Here is a 22,000-nt window from a genome sequence, read left to right on the forward strand (position 1 = left end):
CTGAACCTAGATTTTTGTGATTAAAAGAATCTGTTTTAATCCGTCTAAATCTGTGTTATCAGCGTTCCTATTTTCCAGCAAGACCAATAATAGCATTTGCCAAAATTTGCCAGCTATATTTTTTCTTTTCGTTGCGAAGATGCGGTAAAAAATGCGCTTCGCCTAACGTATATAATTCTTGTATTTTCTCAGCTATTGCTGCTGCATTAGGCTCAGCAATAATACCCACTTTGCCATTTGGCACAAGGCTAGGCAAGCCACCTACATTGGTTACAAGCATTGGTTTTTCAAAATGATAGGCAAGGGGCGTTACACCACTTTGGGTGGCATTTCTATACGGCTGAATAACAAAATCGGCGGCACTCAGGTAAAACCTTACTTCACTGTCATTAATAAAATCTGTTCGTAACAATAACTGTTCTTTAATACCTAGTTCAGCTATTAAATCGTCATATGGCTTTCTATCTTCATAAAACTCGCCTGCAACTAATAATTTTATCTGTTGACTGTTGACAGTTGACCGTTGACTTAAAATAGCCATTGCATGTAACAAAATATCCAAACCTTTATAATGTCTTATAAACCCGAAGAATAAAATAATCGGTGCGTCAATTGGTAAACCTAGATGTTGTCTTGCTACTTTTTTATCAATGGCTTCGCCAAAATTATCGTACAACGGATGCACAATTTGCTGAGCAGGCTTGCTCGTAAACGTACTTAAGTCTTTCAATACTTTTTCGCTCATGGTTATAAATGCATCAATGGGCTTGAAAAAGTATCTTGTAAAAATGGTATCCCCAGGTCGCTTTTCATGTGGAATCACATTGTCTGCAATACAAATCACTTTGGTAAAACGGTTGCCTTTTACCAAACGCAAAATAGTACCTAAACATGGCCCCATTACGGGTAGCCAATAGCGAACTACTATAATATTTGGCTGTAGTTGTTTAAGTTCCCTACCAATTTTTAGCCAGTTAAAAGGGTTCATCGAATGGATGCACACTTTTATGTTAATATCTGTTGGCGCTGGCTCACTTGAATATTGCGTGGTTCCAGGAAATAAAAAATCTGGATATTGTAAAGAGAATGTATAAATAGTGGTATCGTAGCCTTGGTACTGAAACTGCCTAGCCAAGCGTTCGTTGAAAGAGGCCAAACCGCCACGCAAAGGGTGTGCTGGGCCGATGATAATTACTTTACTCATTATTTGTTGTAGTTGTAATTAACTGAAGACCTGTGATATATTTAAAATGTTTCTCATTAAGGGTGGCTAGTGGATAATTATAATAAATAGCAGTAGCACCGATTAATAAGTCCTGAAAAGCAAGTCTTTTATTTATTTTAATAAGCTGTTTTTGCGTATCTACTGCTTGCTGATTTAATTGGTAGTTGTAGTCAAGTATCGTAATATTTTCTAAAATTAATTCCCAAAAACTATTTTGTTGTGCTGTATTACCAATCAAAATTTCAAAATGTGTAACTACTGAAATAGCTATTCTTTCATTGGTAGACAACACTTGGCTCAAAAGAGAATTATTTTTGTTAGTCTTTCTGAAATAATCAATAAAAACTGAAGTGTCTAGTAGTATCATTATTTCGAAACCGTTGATAAGATTTTTCTATTCTTTTTCCAAATTTTTAGTTGCGCTTCAGTCCAAGTAATATTTTTCAAAGCATCTAAAATAGCAGCATTTGATTTTTTTACAGGATTATTATCTTGTTTAGTTGAAATAGTATTTGTTTTCATATCCTAATCTTTTTTCAAATTTAACTAATTCCTAGCTTCTCTTCTATTAAATACACATTTCTTTCCGCTGCATTACGTGTTATTAATTCTGCGATAAAACCTGTTACAAACAATTGCACACCAATAATCATGAACGTAAGTGCGATATAAAAGAATGGCTTATTGGTTAATGAAAATTCTCTATCTATGAGTTTAGATATAATTAAATAGCCACTTGTAGCGAAGCCAAGTATAAAAGCGAGTGTACCGTACAATCCAAAAAAATGCATGGGTCTTTTACCAAATTTGTTTAAGAAAGTAATGGTCATTAAGTCTAAAAAACCATTAATAAATCTTTCCCAACCAAACTTTGTGACGCCATATTTTCTGGCACGGTGTTCCACCACTTTTTCACCTATTTTCTTAAAGCCAGCCCACTTTGCCAATACTGGTATATAACGGTGCATTTCACCAAATACTTCAATGCTTTTTACTACTTTTTTACGGTAGGCTTTTAAGCCACAGTTAAAGTCGTGCAGGTAAATACCCGAGCTCTGCCTTGCAGCCGCATTAAATAGTTTTGAAGGGATGTTTTTGGTGAATGTATTGTCAAATCGCTTTTGTTTCCAACCGCTTACGATATCGTATTTTTCTTCAATAATCATGCGTCGTAGTGCTGGTATTTCATCAGGACTATCCTGCATATCCGCATCCATGGTAATAACCACCTCACCTTGAGCGGCTTTAAAACCCTCATTTAGTGCAGCACTTTTACCATAGTTTCGTTGAAACTTAATACCCTTAAGCGCAGGATTTTTTGCTGCTAGTTGTAAAATCACTTCCCAGCTATCGTCGGTGCTACCATCGTCAACTAAAATGACTTCATAACTTAGTTGATGTGCCGTAACCACACGTTCTATCCACGCACACAATTCTGGAAGCGATTCGTCTTCGTTTAGTAAGGGGATAACAATAGAAACATCCATAAAAAACAAATTCTATTAAGCGAAAGGTGAAGCTTCAGGATTCTTTTTAGCAATGGCTGCACCAATTAAAGAGGCAATAAGACCTACAATTAAGTATATAAACAAAGCCCCGCCAACAGCAAAAGGAATGAAGAGCCTTTGGGTCATAGCTATTCCTGCATCAACTTGCTCTGGCGACATTTTCTTTTCAACCATATTTTTTCTAGCTTCTTCAATCGATAAATCTACAATGTCTGGCATTATAAATTTTATTGCTATAAAAGTATATACCACAAATAAGGCAGTTGCTGCAGCAGAAGTTTTAAAACCATCTGCAAAAGCATTACCAAATGTTACATTGCCATTTTTTTGTTTGGCATAATAAATAGCTGAATAGGCAATAGCAACCGCGTATAACACTAAACCTATTGAACTAAGTGCTTTATTTTGGCTTTGGCCAGTAAAATAAATTGCTAAACCGAAAACAATTAATACCAATGCTATTAAAGTGCCTTTTAAAGCAGGTGATGTTACTTTCGTTTCCATGTGTTGTGTGTTTTGATTGGGGAAATGAGTTATTTGTTCAAATGTAACTGCGATTTATGAATAATTCCAATCACTTCACCTTTTAAAGCACTATTTAATAATGGCGAATTGGCCGATTTGCTTTTATTAGTAGCTTTTGTAAGTGTTGTTTCGCCAGTTCTACTAAAAATAGTAAGCTCGGCACAAGCACCTTCTTCAATGGTCATAGCTGGCAAACTGAATATTTGCCTTGCACGATGGCTAAATAAATGGCTTAGTTGTGCATTAGATAAACTTGGCAACAGTTGATTCACTACTGCGAAAGCCGTTTGCAAGCCAATCATACCGTGTTTGGCATATTCAAATTCACAGGTTTTGCTATCCCAGTTTTGTGGTAGATGGTGCGTTGCGATGCAATCAATATGGCCATCGATAACGGCTTGTCTCAATGCCATCATATCGGCTCTAGCACGTAACGGTGGATTGGTTTTTAAATTGGTATCGTAATCTACCAAATCGTCATCGCAGTACAATAAATGGTAAGGCGTTACACTACAAGTTACTTGCAAGCCTCTAGCTTTAGCAGCAGCAATTAAAGCCACACTATTCGCAGTAGTAATACCAGTAATGTGTAATTTACTATCGGTGTATTCCAATAAATCAATATCTCTTTTAATCATCAATTCCTCTGCAATCGCAGGGATACCTGGCAAGCCTAGTTGTGTAGAAACAATGCCTTCATTAACCAAGCCAAAAGAACCAATGCTTTTATCGTGTGGCAATTGAATAATAACACCGTCAAAAGCTTTAATGTATTGCAATGCTTTTAACAATAAACCAGAAGATTGAATCGCTTGCAAACCATCGCTAAAAGCCACAGCGCCACTCAAGCGCATATCATACATTTCGCCAAGCTCTTTACCTTCAATTTGCTTGGTTACAGCGCCCAAAGGCTGTACGGTGATTGGCAATGTTTTAGACTTCTCTACCACAAAAGCAACTTCTGTTTTAGAGGTAACCACAGGTTGGGTGTTGGGTAAGGTAAACACACGTGTAAAACCACCCGCCGCTGCCGCTGCAGCACCTGTTACCAACGTTTCGCGGTATTCGAAACCAGGTTCACAAAAATGCGAAAATACGTCTACCCAGCCGCTACTTACAATAGCCTCTTCCGCTTTAAGGATGGTGGTAGCGCTATCAGTAACGTCAATAGTATCAGCTATTTGTGTAATAATACCATCTACTATTAATATATCTTTCACTTGGCCATCGTATGGCGAGTTGGTATTGGCAATAAATACTTGTTGAAGAAGAACCCTCATGTAGAATCTAAAAATTTGGTGCAATATAGTTTGAAATTGACAACGTTTTTATATTTGCCACGCTCATTACTAAACGGGACGTAGCGCAGCCCGGTAGCGCACACGTCTGGGGGGCGTGGAGTCGCAGGTTCAAATCCTGTCGTCCCGACATCTAAACTCACTATAGACATAGCACCTGCTAGGGATAGCAGGTGCTATTATATGGTAAGATAGGGAAGACGAAATTTTTTAATGGATAACTTTTTTCAAATATTATTTACAGGTACCTTAATGATAAAAGAACCATCCGTAAACTTTAGATAAACGTTCTTTGATATCAACATTGAGTGGAAATACATGTCGCCATTCATAGTTGTGATTTGCCTTCAAATATTATTCACAGATACCTAAAAGAATAAAAGAACCATCTGTAAACTTTAGATTAACGTTCTTTGATACCTACCAAGCTCATGGAAGCTTGCTCGGTACACATGTTGTGATTTGCCTTCAAATATTATTCACAGATACCTAAAAGAATAGAAGAACCATCTGTAAACTTTAGATTAACGTTCTTTGATACCAACTGGAAAGCTTTGCGGGCTATAGCTTTAGCAGTTGTGATTTGCTTTCAAACTTTAGATTAACGTTCTTTGATACCAACATTGTCTGGATTCTTCTTGTCTGCTCTTTTGTTGTGATTTGCTTTCAAACTTTAGATTAACGTTCTTTGATACCAACTACCATCTAAAAATCTTACAGGCGTTGAATGTTGTGATTTGCTTTCAAACTTTAGATTAACGTTCTTTGATACCAACCGTAGAATTTATATAGCACATTTTCGTTGCGTTGTGATTTGCTTTCAAACTTTAGATTAACGTTCTTTGATACCAACTATTTCAACAATCACAGGTGTTTTAGCTAAGTTGTGATTTGCTTTCAAACTTTAGATTAACGTTCTTTGATACCAACCAATACTTCTTTTCTTATTAGCAAGCTCAAGTTGTGATTTGCTTTCAAACTTTAGATTAACGTTCTTTGATACCAACCTTCCATTTCTGAAAGTTTAGCCTTAGCTTGTTGTGATTTGCTTTCAAACTTTAGATTAACGTTCTTTGATACCAACATTGTATGTATAGATTAAATAATTCAGTATGTTGTGATTTGCTTTCAAACTTTAGATTAACGTTCTTTGATACCAACTGACCGAAAATACACTAGAATTTTGACCCTGTTGTGATTTGCTTTCAAACTTTAGATTAACGTTCTTTGATACCAACTACCAAGGTGCTGTACCTGCGTTTAAATAAGTTGTGATTTGCTTTCAAACTTTAGATTAACGTTCTTTGATACCAACGCTTTTGCCTTAAACCGTTTGGCCGCTGCAGTTGTGATTTGCTTTCAAACTTTAGATTAACGTTCTTTGATACCAACTTGGGATATTCTTGCAAGCCCAACTAATTTGTTGTGATTTGCTTTCAAACTTTAGATTAACGTTCTTTGATACCAACGTTCTTCACTTAACCCACCGTCTATATATAGTTGTGATTTGCTTTCAAACTTTAGATTAACGTTCTTTGATACCAACATTTTACAGAAAGCGGATGAACTAAGCAAGGTTGTGATTTGCTTTCAAACTTTAGATTAACGTTCTTTGATACCAACTTAACGCCTGCTTGACTTGTAAAGAAATCAAGTTGTGATTTGCTTTCAAACTTTAGATTAACGTTCTTTGATACCAACATTTGCTTTTACCGCTACTTGGCTCGCCAAGTTGTGATTTGCTTTCAAACTTTAGATTAACGTTCTTTGATACCAACTACCACATAGTGACGATCGGTATCCCACTCGTTGTGATTTGCTTTCAAACTTTAGATTAACGTTCTTTGATACCAACGTTAAAAATTGCGGTTTTTACCATGTAGAAGTTGTGATTTGCTTTCAAACTTTAGATTAACGTTCTTTGATACCAACTTATCAATGCTGCCAATACTATCAACAAAGGTTGTGATTTGCTTTCAAACTTTAGATTAACGTTCTTTGATACCAACCCAGGTTATAGAGCGAGTGCGAAAAGATTAGTTGTGATTTGCTTTCAAACTTTAGATTAACGTTCTTTGATACCAACTATTCAATACCATTTCAAAGTAGATCCTGAGTTGTGATTTGCTTTCAAACTTTAGATTAACGTTCTTTGATACCAACCCAGGTTATAGAGCGAGTGCGAAAAGATTAGTTGTGATTTGCTTTCAAACTTTAGATTAACGTTCTTTGATACCAACTAGCCATTCCCTTGGTGCTACTTGTATTTGGTTGTGATTTGCTTTCAAACTTTAGATTAACGTTCTTTGATACCAACGTCACTTCTGTCACTATAGCTTGATTACTTGTTGTGATTTGCTTTCAAACTTTAGATTAACGTTCTTTGATACCAACAGAAATAAACGAATGCCAGGAAGTTACTTTGTTGTGATTTGCTTTCAAACTTTAGATTAACGTTCTTTGATACCAACATTTTGTAAAGCTATATTGACACTTGGACGGTTGTGATTTGCTTTCAAACTTTAGATTAACGTTCTTTGATACCAACAGATGCCATCACGGCGGCGTTTACGGGCTTGTTGTGATTTGCTTTCAAACTTTAGATTAACGTTCTTTGATACCAACAATATTGCATACAGCTCTCTGTCTGTATCGGTTGTGATTTGCTTTCAAACTTTAGATTAACGTTCTTTGATACCAACTTGTAACGCAGTTGCAAGCTGCAGGTATTAGTTGTGATTTGCTTTCAAACTTTAGATTAACGTTCTTTGATACCAACTGCCTATATGATGGGCGTGGTCGTTTGCATGTTGTGATTTGCTTTCAAACTTTAGATTAACGTTCTTTGATACCAACTGTAATGATGTAGCCGCAGGTGCAGAAGTGTTGTGATTTGCTTTCAAACTTTAGATTAACGTTCTTTGATACCAACGACCACTAGATAATAAAGTATGTGTACCTAGTTGTGATTTGCTTTCAAACTTTAGATTAACGTTCTTTGATACCAACTGGAGATTGTGGAGGAGGACAACTATTATAGTTGTGATTTGCTTTCAAACTTTAGATTAACGTTCTTTGATACCAACGCAATGCACCAGCAGTATTAGCGCAAAACGGTTGTGATTTGCTTTCAAACTTTAGATTAACGTTCTTTGATACCAACGTAAATGTGGCTTTGCGTGATGGCCTATTAGTTGTGATTTGCTTTCAAACTTTAGATTAACGTTCTTTGATACCAACGCTATCAATAGAAATACAGATAGTATTGCAGTTGTGATTTGCTTTCAAACTTTAGATTAACGTTCTTTGATACCAACCTTCAATATCTTTTGCTACCCAGTGATAAGGTTGTGATTTGCTTTCAAACTTTAGATTAACGTTCTTTGATACCAACAGACTTAGCTGAAACGTAGTGGTATCAATGCTTTTGCTGGTTTCTTAGAAATGAAAATTTACTAAAAAGCCGTTCTGAAAACACTTCAGAACGGCTTTTTGTCATTCTGACGAAGGAAGAATCTGCTAGGCGTAGTACCGATGTTCAGCAATTTACTCACAATCTCAGCTTTGCAACATTGCTAGGCAGTTCCTTCGTGCCTCAGGATGACAACTTCGTTGAGCGTTTCTTCGTAGGCTCAGCATCACAGTTTAGAATGACAAACCAATATCACCATTTAAAAAGCGCCATTCTGGGTTAGTAGTATTTATGAGGGCTTCTTTTTTACTTCTTAGCCATCCTTTTATTTCTTTTTCTCTAGCTATGGCATGTTGTATATACTCAAAACGTTCATAGTAAAGTAAGTGGTAGGCGTTGTATTTACCAGCAAAAGATTTGTGGGTAAAGGGCTGTGAATTGGTATAGTGTTGCTGTAACCTTGCTTGTAGATTATTAGTTACGCCTGTATACAATACTGTTTTGTTTTTATTGGTTACGATGTATACGTAATAGTTATGTGTACCTATGGGTTTCATATTATTGTCATTTTTGTCATTCTGACGCAGGAAGAATCTGTTTGGCTTTGTACTGATTTCAGCAATTTTCTCACATGCTCGGTATTGTTCCATTGTTCGGCAGATCCTTCGTGCCTCAGGATGACAGCTTCGCTGTTTAAAACAATTCTAACTGTTGCGGTACATCCATTGCTAAGGCGGGCTTCTTCCCTTGGTATATTTTCATCATGCCAAATTGTTTGTCAGTAATAGTCATAATGCCTACATGACCTTTTTCGGGTAGTAGCTTCTGTACTCTCTTTATGTGTGCGGTAGCGTTTTCCATACTAGGGCAGTGCCTTACATAAATAGAAAACTGAAACATAGCGAAGCCATCTTCTAGAATTTTCTTTCTAAAATCGCTAGCCGCTTTGCGGTCTTTTTTTGTATCGGTCGGTAAGTCGAAAAATACGAGTACCCACATAATGCGATAGGCGTTTAGGCGTTCTTGTTTCATAACGATATCATTCTGAGGAACGAAGAATCTATATGGCTATGTACTGCTGATTGGCAGTTCCTTCCCAAGCTCAGGAAGACAATGGCAGTTCTGGATACAGTATCTTCCTTTGCTCACCTGCAAAACATTTGGCTAGCGAGGCTGCGGTGCGCTGTGTAGCTACAAGTAGGGGGCTTTTATTGCCGTCTAGTAAAACATCGGTATTTAATACTTGCAATAGTCTTGTTTTAAAGTCTTGCGTTAGAATGTCTACAATACTTGTTTCATCTACAATCGTTCTTACCACTACATCTACAAATGGGCGATAAGGTTCCATAATATCATCTGCAAGGCAATAGGCATTGTAACGGTTGCGGTGAAAAATACCAAACGTGGGTAGCAAGCCTGCACCCACAATAGCCCTAGCCATGGCAGCTCTTAATATGGCATAGCCATAATTAAGTAGGTTATTAGGTGGTACACCATCTCGCCGCCTAAAAAATAGCCATGCTGGGGGAAACAAATTTTGCCAATAGTAGGCTGCCGCAGTAGCTTCATTATTATTACTATCGCCGCTTAATACACTACCTGCTAGCCCTAGCAACACTTTATCATTATAGCCCCATTGCTTAAATACCGCTGCTTGATTGTTAATTTTTGCCTTTACTGTTTGTTGCCACAGTTGTTTTTTTAGTGGCTCGCTCGCATCTATTTGGCATCTAAAGCGTTCGCTTTGTACCGTATTGCCCTCTAGTGGTAGTAACATACCTGTAGGATGGTGGGTATCATTACAGGTTATTACGGCTACATTGTTACTTACCAATTGGTCTAGCAAATAATGCGTAATACTTATTTGCTGATGTTCTAGCACTAGTATGCCTATGTCTTCTATCGGTACAGAACGGTCAGGCTTATTTTCTTGGCCTTTTACATGGCTACAGCTTACCACTAGCTGACTATTAGCACATTTTAAGTGGCAAGGGCTGCCTATGTGTAGGGTGCGTTTTATCATATTATATCACTATTAAAAAACCTCCTTTGGTTTGTTAAAAAAGCAAAGGAGGTTTTGGTGAAATCCTAAGGAGGTTTCTAGTAAAAGCAAAGGAAGTTTTTAAACATGGGTAAAAGCCTCTTATTTTACTATGCTTTTTGATAGTCTAAAGTGGCTAACATTTTTCAGGTCGCTACCTGGTCTAAACAAAATTTTCGCTGCTTTTATCACAGCAGCCGTTACTTCATCATCAGTGTCTTTACCTTCTGATGATAGTGACAAAGCAAATGAGCCAAAATCGCCCAACCTTAGAGTTTTGCCATTGCTTAATTCTTCTACTAAAATTTGTAATTGTAAGTCTAGCACAGCCAAAATATCGCCGCTATTAACTGTACTCATCGCAGCAATGCGTTTGCTTTTTTGCTTCAATGTAATTTCTCCCTCGCTAGCAATGGTAGCATACGATTTTTTTGGGTCATCTTTCTTTGGCGGATTGATCTTCTTCATCACTTTGTACTTAACTGCCATAACATTTGTGTTTTAATGTTTAAAAATTGGTGTTATTTATAAAATAGGCGGATTGTGCCATCTGGTTTTGTTTCAAAATCTTTGCCTTCAAGCAAAAAATTAAAACTAATTGGACTAAGTAAAAGACGAGGATATTGCTTTTCTAATTCAAATTTGGAAAAACCATTTTTCCCTCTAACTCCATATGTTTCTTTGGGAAAAGCGTTAGATAACTGCTCGTCACTTCTTGCTTCGAGATGATGCTGAAATTGGATTTGCCCTGAGGTTTTACTGAATAATCGTTTAATAACATATAATCGTTTGCCCAATTCTTTTTGGTCACCTTTTAAATCAAAAATTTCATTCTTATTGTATGAATAAAATAATACTTTTTGTTTCGCTTTAATAACTGTCAGATTTAGTTTTGTAGCACCTTTTAGAATAAAATCTTCAAATAGTTTCCCAGAATCAGTAGCAGAATTCATTGAGTGGATTTTAGAAGCATCTAAAAGATTAAGCATTTTAAAGGCTCTATTTTTACCGCCATCAGTGTAATAACCGTAAGCATAATTTTCTTCATTTTTTGCCCAATAATCTTTTTTATAATCTTTGCTTGAAAGATGGCTTTGCTTTTTAATAGCTAGTGGGTCGGTTACATCATTTGCAAAACATCTTACATGCCTGATGGCGTGGGCTTTCTCGCCATTCTTTTTCAACATCCAAATAGATTGGTCTTCTTTTAGCGTTTTATCTAAATTCCTACCATTCATTTGTTTGATGAAAATCGCTTTTACATGTGGGTCAACTATATTTTCAATTTTTAAATCTTTATCAACAAGTTCCCTTTTCACAAATTTAAACCCGTCATTTTTTTCAATGTATTTCCAATTACCCTCTTCATCTTTTTGGGGATAATTGTTTTTATCTCTTTCTACAACTTTTATCTTACCATAAAAACTATCTAAATGCAATTGTCCTCTAACGCTATCTCCTTTACTCCACTTTTCTTTTGGGTTTCCTTGTTCATCTTTTAAATAAACTTTTCTACCCCTTACCCTAACTCTTTTACTACTTGGCGTAAGGGCTTGGTCTTTTGAAATAGTGTTAATTAAAATATTGCTTTCTATTTCTTCAATATGGCTTGGTTTAAAACCATAGTAAGGCGATTCAGTGTATTGATGCCTATACTTTTCAAATTGCTCGTAACTCTTTTTTAGTATATCTTCTCTTTTTGCATCAATAGGAATTAAGGTAAGTATAGCAGCATCTTTTGCATGGTGGCTATGTTTACTGCGGTCTTTCTTTTCATCTTTCTGTTGTATGCCATAAACCCTTCTAAATTCTGCTGTTATGCTTCCTTTCTGTACTTTAACTTTATTGAACACCGTTTTTAAATAGTGATAGGCGTATTTCGAAATGATTTGCGTATCAGTTAATTGGCTGTTTTTGAAGCCGCTTTTTACTTCAGTCATGGTAAAGCGGTTTACTTTGTTTTGCCAGTATTCTAATTCAAAACGCCACAAATGCCTCTGTTTAATTGCTTTATCTTTTGCATCTTTATCAGCAGCTTGCTTTGATTTCTTTACCCAATAATCAATGTTGATTTTAATTGACTCAACTTTTTCAATCCATTTTTGAAGTCGTGGTTTAATAGCTGAATATGTTTTGCCATTGATGGTTACAGCATCAGTATAGTTTGGTAATTCGGCAGGGAATTTATTTTTCTTAATATTTCTATTGTAATCAAAATCGCAGATAGTGAGATTAGCCAACGAATTATCAAATGAAATACTTCTAGGAATAGTATGCTCAAAGTCGGTGTTGTTCTCAGAAAATAAGTCTGTTATGCTAATCATTCTTCCTGTATAAATACATTGGCATTGCTGCTCTTTCCAAAGCCTGTATTTTTCAATCATTTCTTTTGCTGCTGCGACTTGTTTATACACTTTTGATTTGGTGTTAGTCCACTCATGTTTAGAGTACTCGCCTTTACCATCATTGATGATTTCGTCATCCATTTGTTCAAACCATAAACGAAATTTGTCAATGTCCTCATTGCTATTTGGGTCAGCTTTACCAGATGGGAACTCCTTTAACAGCTCTACGATTGCATTGGCAAACTCTTTATTTTCTTCTTGCCTTTGCCTTTGGTAAGTTTCAATTGCCCAACGCATATTTGCATCATTAAGGTCACGAGCTATTTCGACAGTTACTTTGGTTTCTTCATCAATTTGTTCAGTTATAATTAGATAGTTAATCAGCTTGCGTAATTCATATAGTGTACGCATTGCCATTGGATTTTTAAAAGCACTTGTTTTAGGGCTTTCTAATAAAGTAAGATTGGCTTTATATTGTTCGTAATATTTTTGTTTAGCGTGTGGGTATATTTGTATTTGAGATGGGTGATATAGTTTATTCAACTGCTTTTCATCCAAATCAAAATTGTCCTTAAGTATATTTTTAAGTGTTTCTAATAAGTGTGGTAGTTTCTTAAAACTTCGTGTAGAATCTAAGAAGAACGATTGATATTCAGATCCAACTTTATTAACGACAGCAAGCTTTTCGTCATCATTTAGTTCATCCCATGTCTTTATTCCATAAGTATTAATACAAGCTTTTAGAACATCTTGCTTATCATCTTCTTTTAAAGAGTAAGCATAATCTCTCTCTGCAAATTTTAGTGTATTGTCCAGCGATTTATACGCTGCAATTAAGCCATTTGCGATCGTTAATATTTTCTTCTCATCCCTGTTTTGTTGTATAAAAACCCCAATTGATTCGGTTAAGTTTTGCTTGTTTTCATCCCAAATCTCTTTACCTAAAACATCTGGCATTTTTGCTAACAAAACAGCTTCTGTGTAAATAAACCCTTGTTGTAAAAAAGGCACAATCTTATTGATGGCATTTAAACTAAGCATTGAATATGCAACAGGCATTTTGTACCATAGTGCTACAAACTTTTCCGCTTTGTTGTCAAGCTTAAGTTTTTCAATTGCAAAATTTCTTACCTCGTCTTCGTCATCAAAAGAGAATAATACATGCCATATATCTTCAATGGTGTAAACTGTTTTTTTTTCCTTACTATTTTGATTAGGTGTGCGATTTATTTTTAATTCTAGCCATCCCTCACCAAAAATATCTTTAAGTCTAGCACTTATGGGACTTGCTGAAACATTGGTTTTGTCTTTATAGTTCAATTCCCATTTAACGTTGCCATTGATTTTTTCAATGAGTTTTCTTATTTCAGTAAAGTCAAAATCGGCTACTGATATTCTGAAGTATTTTTCCTGATAAATTTTTTCTCGTACTTCAAACGGAATTTTCTGCCACCTACTTTCTTTTTCATCTTTTAAGCGATATTCTATTGTATTTAAAAAAGACCAAGCTCTAAAAGCTTCAAAAGATGGGTGGCTAGTAGGACATCTGAATTTAGTTGGTTCTAGTGTACATTTTCCAACACTTCCTTTTTGTGAGCGTAGAGGACGTTGCCAAAAGATGGCGGACTTATTAATATCCTTTTTGAACAACTCAGAAAAAGACAAGCCTTGAAAATCAAAAATGCTTTTTACTTCTAGTTGTAATTGTTTACGAATGACATGTTGGTGTAAGTTTTTACGTATACGAATACCTAACTTTTCTTCCATTGCAAAAGCAGAGCCTACAGTTGTAACATTATGTTTTGCTTGTAAATCTTCAATAAATTTTGCTCTTTTCTTTTCAGCACCTACATAATCTTCTTCGTTTGTGTTTTCATCTTTGTCTTGTACTTTTTTGCTGCTTTTAAATGCACGGTGCTGTGCAATGTGATACAATGCTCTGCCAATTTTGTACCGGCCTTCTTTATTTGTTGTATCAACTTTTTCAGTTGCTAGTTCTAATCTTAATTGGTAAGGGCTTGTATAGTCAGGTTTGCCGTCTCCATCAAAATCTAATTTTATCCAGTTGTTAAAATGCACCTCTGTTAATGGGTAAACTCTGCCTTTACCTTTTTCATACTTTCTCCATAGGTTCAATCCATCTAAAGAAAGTGGGCAATAGTCGTTCTCTATCAATATTTCTAAAGTAGCCCAAAGTTTATATTTATGTGCTTGGTATCTTCTTCTCAATGAACGGTTTTTGGTTCGTTCTGCAGCCCTCGAAAACTCAATTCCTTTTACTTCTCCAACTCCTTTGTCAAAAGTTAATACTCCATACTTTTCAAATTGGTTATCAACAAGCATTGTATTTCTTAAAGCCCATCCAAGTGAGTTCGTCCCTAAATCAAGTCCTAATATTTTTTCCATAATTGTTGTTTATAAATTTAAGTTTCATATTTTTGAATCTGAAAGACTTATCACAATAAGGCTATAAGCCGAAGAGTTCTCAGTCCTGCGTACCCCGTGGGGCTTTTTTATACCTTTACCTTTTCCACTTCTCACAACCACACAGCACATAACTACGCCATTTAGTATCAAGGCTTGTCTATCATCTTCAGAAATATTTTAAGGGGGGGAGTACTAAAATAATAGTTTTATTGATATGTTCAAATTTTTTGAATATCTTTTTCTATGTATCAATAAAAAAGCGTTAATCATAACATGTACAATTAACGCTGATATAAGAGTTGGCTTTCTTCGTTTTTCTTACCATTCCGCCCTTGCACTTGGGCTCACATTTAAATCAGTAAAATCTCCTGCTAAGTATTTGTAGTAGCCCGTGATAGCAATCATACCCGCATTATCGGTGCAATATTCAAAAGCGGGTATATGGGTTTTCCAGCCCTTCTTTTTTCCCATGTCTTGCAAAGCTTGGCGCAAGCCGCTATTGGCACTTACACCACCGGCAATAGCAATGTTTTTGACACCTATTTGCTGTACGGCTTTGTTCAGTTTCTTTAACAAGATGGTGATAATGCTATGTTGTATAGACGCACACAAATCATGCAAGTTGGCTGCAATAAAACCTGTTTCTTGCTTTTGTAAAAAATATAAAATAGACGTTTTTAAACCGCTAAAACTGAAATTTAATTCAGGTATCTGTGGCTCGGCAAATTTAAATGCGAGCGGATTGCCCAGTTTGGCATATTGGTCTATCAATGGACCGCCAGGGTAGGGTAAGCCTAATAACTTGGCGCTTTTGTCAAAGGCTTCTCCCGCCGCATCATCAATGGTTTGCCCAATAACGGTCTGCGCTAATGGTGATGTGGCTAAGACAATTTGTGTGTGCCCCCCACTTACTGTTAAACACAAAAAAGGGAACGCGATGGGCGCACTGACAGTACCATCGGGTAGGGGCTGGGGGATCATATTGGCCAACACATGCGCTTGCATATGATGCACAGCAATCAAGGGTTTGTTTAGGGCTAAAGACAAGCTTTTGGCAAACTGTGTACCTACTAGCAAGCAGCCAATTAAGCCCGGTGCTTGTGTAAAAGCAATCGCATCTATAGCCGATAATGGGCAATGGGCAGCCGCCAAAGCGCTATCTACTACTGGCACAATGTTCTGCATATGCGCTCTGCTAGCCAATTCTGGCACTACGCCCCCATATGCCTCATGCACAGATTGGTTGGCAATAATATTAGACAAAATCTTACCATCTACACACACAGAGGCAGAGGTTTCATCGCAGGAAGATTCGATAGCTAATATGGTTACAGGTTTCAAGTTTCCAGTTACTAGTGAGTTGCAAAAGTAAGCGTTCCATTACTAGAAACTAGTAACCAGTAACTGGCTCTTTATTTCGTTCTTATTGCCACTACAGGATCCATCTTGGCGGCTATTCTTGCAGGAATAATACCAGACAAAATGCCTAAGAAAATGCATAGCGACAGCGCCAATATCACAATATTTGGGGCGATATATATTGGAAAAGGTAAAAAACTACTTAATATTTGAGTTAAAATCCACACAAAAGCCAAGCCAATTAACCCACCTAAAATACATAAAAAGGCGCTCTCTAATAAAAACTCAGTGAGGATGGTTCTGCTTTTGGCGCCAATGGCTTTTTTCAAACCTATTTGGCTTGTTCTTTCTCTCACAGTTACAAACATGATATTGGCCACACCAAATGCGCCCACTACCAAGCTTAAGCCAGCAATAGCCCAGCCACCAAGGTTGATAGACCCAAATAGTGCCTCGGTATTTTCAGCAAAAGAGCTAATATCATTTAAACTAAAATTATCTTCTACCGACGGACTCAAGCGTCTGATTTGTCTTACCACACCTGTTAATTCTTCTTGTAATGCCTTAGTAGTAATCCCATCCTTGCCTTGTATTAATATCGATGGCTGCGATTTATCAGCCTCGTAAATACTGGTAAAATATTTATAGGAGGTAATGGCGGCATTATCAAAATCGAAAATATTTACCAAGGATTGCCCTTGTTTTTTCAGAACTCCTACAATCTCTAGTTTTCTACCATTGTAAGTGAGTTCTTTGCCTACAGCTATCTCTGGTTTGCCATACAATTGTGTAGCTATTTCACTGCCAACCACCACTGTTGGGGTGCCTCTGTCAAATTCGCCACTTGAAAGATATCTGCCATGATCGGTTTCCAACGATTGTATTTTGCTAAAATCTTCCGAAGTGCCAAAAAATGAAATCCCGCTTAGTTGATTGTCTTTATAACTCGCATTGCCATTGCCTCTACATAAAAAAGCAATATTACCTGTAAGATAAGATTTGGCTTTAATAAACTGCATTTCTTCATATTTAGGTACGGGCCTGTTAGCATATTTCCACCAAGGGTAGTCGTTACCGCCGCCATATTGCCATTTGTCTAAATATAAACTATTAGAGCCAATCGATTTTAAATCGCCCTGCACTTTGCGCTTTAAGCTGTCTACGGTAGCTAATACACCGATGATACAAAATATACCAAACGTAATGCCTAGTAGCGATAAACTGGTGCGTAATTTATTGGCTTTCAACTCCTGAAAAGCCATCTTAAAACTGTTCCAAAGTATGGTGAGTAATTTCAGCATGTTGTAAAAGTAATTAATGAGCCGCATTTATACTTGCTAAGTTTTTTAAAACGGTAGGAAGGCTTTTGTAACCAGCCTTTGTTTAATAATGTAGCTTCGTTGCGTCGCACACTGCATCGCTTAGTACGCTGCTCAACATTTACCCATTACATTTACCCCATGAATTGTACCTTAACCATTGTTCGTTACCCGAAGTATGTTGGCTGGGCTGGTTTTTTATCGATGGCAGTGTTTCATGTTCCATTATTTCTCAGTAAACAAATCAGCTTTTACAAGTTAATGGGCTGTGGTAAAAACGGCACCTTCGATAAATCACCCGATTGGCGCCAATGGGCAGTTTTGGTAGTTAATAGTCAATGGTCAATAGCCAGTGGTGAAGAGGTAAAAGGCAAGGAGGTAAAAGGCAAGGAGACAGAAAGCCAAGACGCAAGTAACAAGTGCCAAGAACCAAGAGCAAAAAACGGAGAACTAAGAACAGAAAACCATGAACATAACACCCAAAACGCCAAACCCCAAATTCCAAACTTTCTCAGCGCTTGGTTTAAGTTCTTTCGTGCAGAAGTATTAACCATTGTATTACAGCCAATAGAAGGCCATGGTACTTGGGATGGCAAAGCCGTATTTGGCAAACTACCCAAACAAACAGATTATGATGGTGTAATTGCAGTTTTAACAAGAGCTACCATTCGCTTAAGCAAGCTGCAAAACTTTTGGACAAATGTAGATGCAGTAGCTAGCCAAATGTTGACTGCTAAAGGTTTTATCACTTCTTTTGGCATAGGTGAAGTACCATTTATAAAGCAAGCAACCTTTAGCGTTTGGGATAGCAAAGCCGATATGAAAAACTTTGCTTACAACTTGCACCAACACAAAGATGTAATTCGTAAAACCCACAAAGAAGATTGGTATAGCGAAGATATGTTTACACGTTTTATTCCCATTGCCTGTTATGGAACTATTAACGGTAGCAATCCTTTAGCAGGAAAACTGTAAATTGCCTCCACTTTATGCAGCACTGCACTACCATATCGTTTTCAACAGCTCACTTTGCATGGATGTATCGTGGCCTTAATTCAATGCCCGATTACTGACGAAGATGTTAGTTGGTAGTTTAGGGTTCTTTATTTTGTGTTATTGTCAATCTACCACTGACAATTCACAACTCACAATTCACAATTCACCTTATGTCAAACATATCTGTTACCTCAGAAGTAGGTACGCTTAAACGTTTATTAGTACATAGCCCAGATAGCGGCTTGGGTAAAGTAGTGCCTTCAAAAGCGCAAGATTGGTTATTTGAAGATATTGTACATCTTGAAACCATTCGTAAAAATGAGTACGATTATTATACTAAAATTTTACTCTATTTTCTTGACCCAGAAAAGATAAAAGGCAAGTTGGCTGAAATAGATAGTGAAGCCAATGACAGGGCTTTTTATAAACCCGAAAACGACCAGTTTTTTAAAAGCGATAAAGTAATAGAGTTACAATGGCTACTCGCTGAAATTTTAGAAGATGCCAATATTAAAACCGAGTTGGTATCCTCTGTTTGTGCCATAGAAGGCTGCACCTATTTAACCCAAAAAATACTCTTACAGTATACTGCTAAAGAACTCGCTAAAACCTTTGTGTCTGGCACTTCTAGCGAAAAGCAGTTGTTATTTGCGCCTATTCCAAATTTTATTTTTACAAGAGATATAGGCATTACGATTAATAATTATGTACTACTGAACAAGCCTGCCAAAAAAGCTCGTACAAGAGAAGCGTTGTTGGCAAAATATATCTTCTTCAATCACCCATTATTTGCAGATTATAAAGACAATATTATTGAGCTAAGCGATAGTCAGTACAGCTTTTTATTGCCAAAAGAAGATGACGATAAAAAAGTAACGCTTGAAGGCGGTGATATTATGGTGGTAAGTGATAAACATTTATTGGTAGGCGTTAGCGAACGTACCTCTTCTGAAGCGGCGGTAAAAATTACCAATACCATGTTTGAGAAAGGTATTGTAGACAAAGTAACCATTGTAAAAATTCCTAAAAAACGCGATTACATGCACATTGACACTGTGTTTACGCAGGTAAAACGCAATGTATGGGTGATGCTAGGCAATTTTTCTCGTAAGGCGGTAAAGCACGAAGATGAAAATGCTATTGAGCGTATTTTGGAAATAAAGAAAGAAGAGAAAATTAAGATACTACAGTTTCATAAAAAATGCCCTGATAATCCTATCAGTTTTGATAGCTTGGAAGATTTATTGATAGACATCAGCAAGACTGATTTGCATTGTGAGGAAGAAGTAAAAATCATCTTTAGTGGTAACAACGAGTTTCCTTACAGCGCCAGAGAACAATGGACAGATAGTTGCAATTTATTAGCGCTAAAAGAAGGTGTGGTATTGGGTTATGATAGAAACGATAAAACCACACAAGCCTTTAAAGACAATGGTTTTAGCGTTATTTATGCCAAAGATTTAATAGCCCAACTAGAAGCAAGAACTATGGATGTAAATACCATTACAGACACGGTTATTCTTATGCCTTCAGCAGAACTGTCAAGAGCAAGAGGTGGTTTTCATTGTATGAGTATGCCGTTGTTGAGGGAGGGGTTGTGAGTTAATAGTCGATAGTCCACTGTCCATGGTCTATGGTCTGTCGTCCATCAACTTTTTTCAAGGTCTATTTTAAATCATTCCTCTCATTCCTCTCATTCAAATCATTTTAATCATAATTATATGACTTCTAATATACTCATGATACGCCCTGTACAATTTGCTTATAACGCTGAAACGGCTGTGAACAACAGTTTTCAGGTAGCAAGCAACGATGCATCGGTGCAAGAAAAAGCCTTACAAGAGTTTGATGCTTTTGTAGCCAAATTGCAAGCGCATGGTATTGATGTGACTGTTGTGCAAGACACGGCAGAACCACACACACCCGATTCTATTTTCCCCAATAATTGGATATCCTTTCACAGCAATGGCAGCATTTGTTTATACCCCATGTTTGCCGTAAACCGTAGGCAAGAAAGAAAGCAGCATGTGTTAGATGCTATCGATGAAAAATTTGTAGTAGATAGTACTATTGATTTCACGGGTAGCGAAGCCAATCATCTGTTTTTGGAAGGCACAGGTAGTATGGTGCTTGATAGAGAGAAGCAAATTGCTTATGCTTGTTTATCACCGAGAACCGATAAGGGTTTACTAGAATTATTTTGCAAGCAATTTGATTACACACCCGTTGCTTTTATCGCCAATGATGAAAATGGCAGCCCCATTTATCATACCAATGTGATGATGTGTGTGGCTGATCAATTTGTGGTGATATGTTTGGCTAGTATTACTAATGATACTGAGAAAAATCAGGTGGTACAATCAATAGAAAATAGCGGCAAAACCATTATTGATATTAGTTTTCACCAAATGAATCATTTTGCAGGCAATATGCTACAAGTGTGTAACCAACAAGGCAACGCTTTTTTGGTCATGAGTAGTCAGGCTTACCACAGTTTAACATCTGAACAAATAGCAACCATTGAAAGCTATCAACCCATCATACATGCAGATATTGCCACTATAGAAACCAATGGCGGCGGCAGCGCTAGATGCATGATGGCGGAAGTATTTCTTACAACAAGACTGTAGGTACCCGCTCTTCGACTTGTTCCGCAAGGGCAAGTCGAAGTATAAATAAAAGGCATTTCTGATGCCATAATCCGAAACACTGATAGAATCGCAAGGATTTTTTGAAACTAAATGGTACTATATACCTCAAAATCCTGTGAGGGCAGGTATTGCAGTAAAAGCAGAAGAATATTTGTATAGCAGCGCTTGCGACTATTAAGGTAATAGAAAAGGGCTGTTGGCATTAAGTGATAGGTAGCATAAGGTAGATGACACATCTGCTTTAACGCAACTTCGGATGCCGTAAACGAACATTCCGAAGAGCGGGCTGGTTTTTGCAGTCGTAAAATCTGGTACTTTGTACAACGATAATTACTCAAAAAATTTTGCCTGATTTATTTGGTTTTTTACACAGTTCGTGTTGTGGGCAGTTGTTCTTTCACCTTGTCCAATATAGTTCTAATAATTCGTTTGCCGTTTTCGGTATTTTTTGTCTGTCTTCTTTACTTTGTCCACTAACAGATTGCAATTTGTCTTTTAGATCAAGATAAATAGGGTGTTTGATACTTGAAAGTAAAAGTCCAGCTTTATTAAGTTCTTCTGTAATTTCTCTTTTTAGATTTTCTTTGTCAGTCTGTAAGTTGTCTATGTAGTCAAAACCACATTGAATAATTGAGTTCGATTTTAGGATTGCAAATTGTTTGTCTAAAAATGGAAGTCCATATTTTTTAAAGTCGTTAAAAATTTCTTTTACTGTTTTTGATGTTGTTTCAACTTGTCCATTGTGAAAATAATATGAGTCTTGAATACTTAAAGCACTTGAATTATGTTTTAATGCTTTTAAGTCTTGATGTGGGTTTATAAGTCCCTGTAAGCTCCCCTAAAATCCGCTACATTCAAAAGTATAAAATTCTCCGTTTTCAGTTTTTATAGGAT

Annotated in this window: 16 protein-coding genes, 1 tRNA gene and 1 CRISPR repeat array; of the genes, 4 read left to right on the plus strand and 13 right to left on the minus strand. The window is 36.7% G+C overall.

Annotated features, from left to right (window positions below; all coding sequences use genetic code 11):
- Positions 1 to 67 precede the first annotated feature (67 nt).
- The 6 genes from ACFOW1_RS12120 to ACFOW1_RS12145 are packed head-to-tail and all read right to left on the minus strand — an operon-like array spanning position 68 to position 4,538.
- The gene (locus ACFOW1_RS12120) at positions 68 to 1,204 is read right to left on the minus strand and encodes a glycosyltransferase (protein WP_379014575.1); all 1,137 of its coding nucleotides are present in this window, start codon (positions 1,202 to 1,204) and stop codon (positions 68 to 70) included.
- Positions 1,197 to 1,592 carry a PIN domain-containing protein gene (locus tag ACFOW1_RS12125; RefSeq protein WP_379014577.1) on the minus strand — a complete coding sequence of 132 codons (396 nt, stop codon included), beginning with the start codon at positions 1,590 to 1,592 and terminating at the stop codon, positions 1,197 to 1,199. The genes ACFOW1_RS12120 and ACFOW1_RS12125 overlap by 8 nt, the downstream gene beginning before the upstream one ends.
- Positions 1,592 to 1,747: a hypothetical protein gene (locus ACFOW1_RS12130; protein WP_379014579.1), complete on the minus strand. Its 156-nt coding sequence runs from the start codon at positions 1,745 to 1,747 to the stop codon at positions 1,592 to 1,594. Before ACFOW1_RS12130 ends, ACFOW1_RS12125 begins: the two co-directional genes overlap by 1 nt.
- 20 nt (positions 1,748 to 1,767) lie before the next feature.
- The gene (locus tag ACFOW1_RS12135; RefSeq protein WP_379014580.1) at positions 1,768 to 2,712 is read right to left on the minus strand and encodes a glycosyltransferase family 2 protein; all 945 of its coding nucleotides are present in this window, start codon (positions 2,710 to 2,712) and stop codon (positions 1,768 to 1,770) included.
- 15 nt (positions 2,713 to 2,727) lie between these two features.
- Positions 2,728 to 3,237: a DUF4199 domain-containing protein gene (locus tag ACFOW1_RS12140; RefSeq protein WP_379014582.1), complete on the minus strand. Its 510-nt coding sequence runs from the start codon at positions 3,235 to 3,237 to the stop codon at positions 2,728 to 2,730.
- Between the two features lie 29 nt (positions 3,238 to 3,266).
- Positions 3,267 to 4,538 carry a dihydroorotase gene (locus tag ACFOW1_RS12145; RefSeq protein ID WP_379014583.1) on the minus strand — a complete coding sequence of 424 codons (1,272 nt, stop codon included), beginning with the start codon at positions 4,536 to 4,538 and terminating at the stop codon, positions 3,267 to 3,269.
- A 74-nt stretch (positions 4,539 to 4,612) separates the two neighbouring features.
- On the opposite strand from ACFOW1_RS12145, the gene ACFOW1_RS12150 reads away from it, so the two are divergent.
- A tRNA-Pro gene (locus ACFOW1_RS12150) sits at positions 4,613 to 4,686 on the plus strand.
- A 445-nt stretch (positions 4,687 to 5,131) separates the two neighbouring features.
- Positions 5,132 to 7,950: a CRISPR direct-repeat array (repeat unit 47 nt; unit sequence GTTGTGATTTGCTTTCAAACTTTAGATTAACGTTCTTTGATACCAAC).
- Between the two features lie 251 nt (positions 7,951 to 8,201).
- Here the strand turns inward: ACFOW1_RS12150 and ACFOW1_RS12155 are convergent.
- The 7 genes from ACFOW1_RS12155 to ACFOW1_RS12185 form a co-directional block, all read right to left on the minus strand.
- Entirely contained in the window at positions 8,202 to 8,525 is a 324-nt protein-coding gene (locus ACFOW1_RS12155; protein ID WP_379014584.1) for a GIY-YIG nuclease family protein, read from the minus strand.
- A gap of 136 nt (positions 8,526 to 8,661) precedes the next feature.
- Positions 8,662 to 9,000, minus strand: a complete 339-nt coding sequence (cas2, locus tag ACFOW1_RS12160) for a CRISPR-associated endonuclease Cas2 (protein WP_379014586.1) — start codon at positions 8,998 to 9,000, stop codon at positions 8,662 to 8,664.
- A 70-nt stretch (positions 9,001 to 9,070) separates the two neighbouring features.
- Positions 9,071 to 9,991: a type II CRISPR-associated endonuclease Cas1 gene (gene cas1, locus ACFOW1_RS12165; protein ID WP_379014588.1), complete on the minus strand. Its 921-nt coding sequence runs from the start codon at positions 9,989 to 9,991 to the stop codon at positions 9,071 to 9,073.
- Between the two features lie 120 nt (positions 9,992 to 10,111).
- Positions 10,112 to 10,498, minus strand: coding sequence for an HU family DNA-binding protein (locus tag ACFOW1_RS12170; protein WP_379014589.1), 387 nt, complete (start codon positions 10,496 to 10,498; stop codon positions 10,112 to 10,114).
- 32 nt (positions 10,499 to 10,530) lie between these two features.
- Positions 10,531 to 14,760, minus strand: a complete 4,230-nt coding sequence (gene cas9, locus ACFOW1_RS12175; protein ID WP_379014591.1) for a type II CRISPR RNA-guided endonuclease Cas9 — start codon at positions 14,758 to 14,760, stop codon at positions 10,531 to 10,533.
- A 339-nt stretch (positions 14,761 to 15,099) separates the two neighbouring features.
- The gene (gene tsaD / locus ACFOW1_RS12180) at positions 15,100 to 16,122 is read right to left on the minus strand and encodes a tRNA (adenosine(37)-N6)-threonylcarbamoyltransferase complex transferase subunit TsaD (protein WP_379014592.1); all 1,023 of its coding nucleotides are present in this window, start codon (positions 16,120 to 16,122) and stop codon (positions 15,100 to 15,102) included.
- A gap of 71 nt (positions 16,123 to 16,193) precedes the next feature.
- Positions 16,194 to 17,441 (minus strand): ABC transporter permease, encoded by a 1,248-nt coding sequence (locus tag ACFOW1_RS12185; protein ID WP_379014594.1) that lies wholly within the window; start codon positions 17,439 to 17,441, stop codon positions 16,194 to 16,196.
- Between the two features lie 159 nt (positions 17,442 to 17,600).
- Between ACFOW1_RS12185 and ACFOW1_RS12190 the strand changes: the two genes are divergently transcribed.
- The 3 genes from ACFOW1_RS12190 to ctlX all read left to right on the plus strand — a co-directional run bounded on the left by ACFOW1_RS12190 (position 17,601) and on the right by ctlX (position 21,085).
- Positions 17,601 to 18,434 carry a spheroidene monooxygenase gene (locus ACFOW1_RS12190; protein ID WP_379014596.1) on the plus strand — a complete coding sequence of 278 codons (834 nt, stop codon included), beginning with the start codon at positions 17,601 to 17,603 and terminating at the stop codon, positions 18,432 to 18,434.
- A 191-nt stretch (positions 18,435 to 18,625) separates the two neighbouring features.
- On the plus strand, positions 18,626 to 20,056 hold the full coding sequence (locus ACFOW1_RS12195) for an arginine deiminase family protein (protein ID WP_379014597.1): 1,431 nt from the start codon (positions 18,626 to 18,628) through the stop codon (positions 20,054 to 20,056).
- Between the two features lie 120 nt (positions 20,057 to 20,176).
- A complete protein-coding gene (gene ctlX, locus ACFOW1_RS12200; RefSeq protein ID WP_379014599.1) occupies positions 20,177 to 21,085 on the plus strand; it encodes a citrulline utilization hydrolase CtlX in 909 nt (302 codons plus the stop codon).
- Positions 21,086 to 22,000 lie beyond the last annotated feature (915 nt).

The organism is Parasediminibacterium paludis, assembly GCF_042651445.1.
Classification (GTDB): domain Bacteria; phylum Bacteroidota; class Bacteroidia; order Chitinophagales; family Chitinophagaceae; genus Parasediminibacterium; species Parasediminibacterium paludis.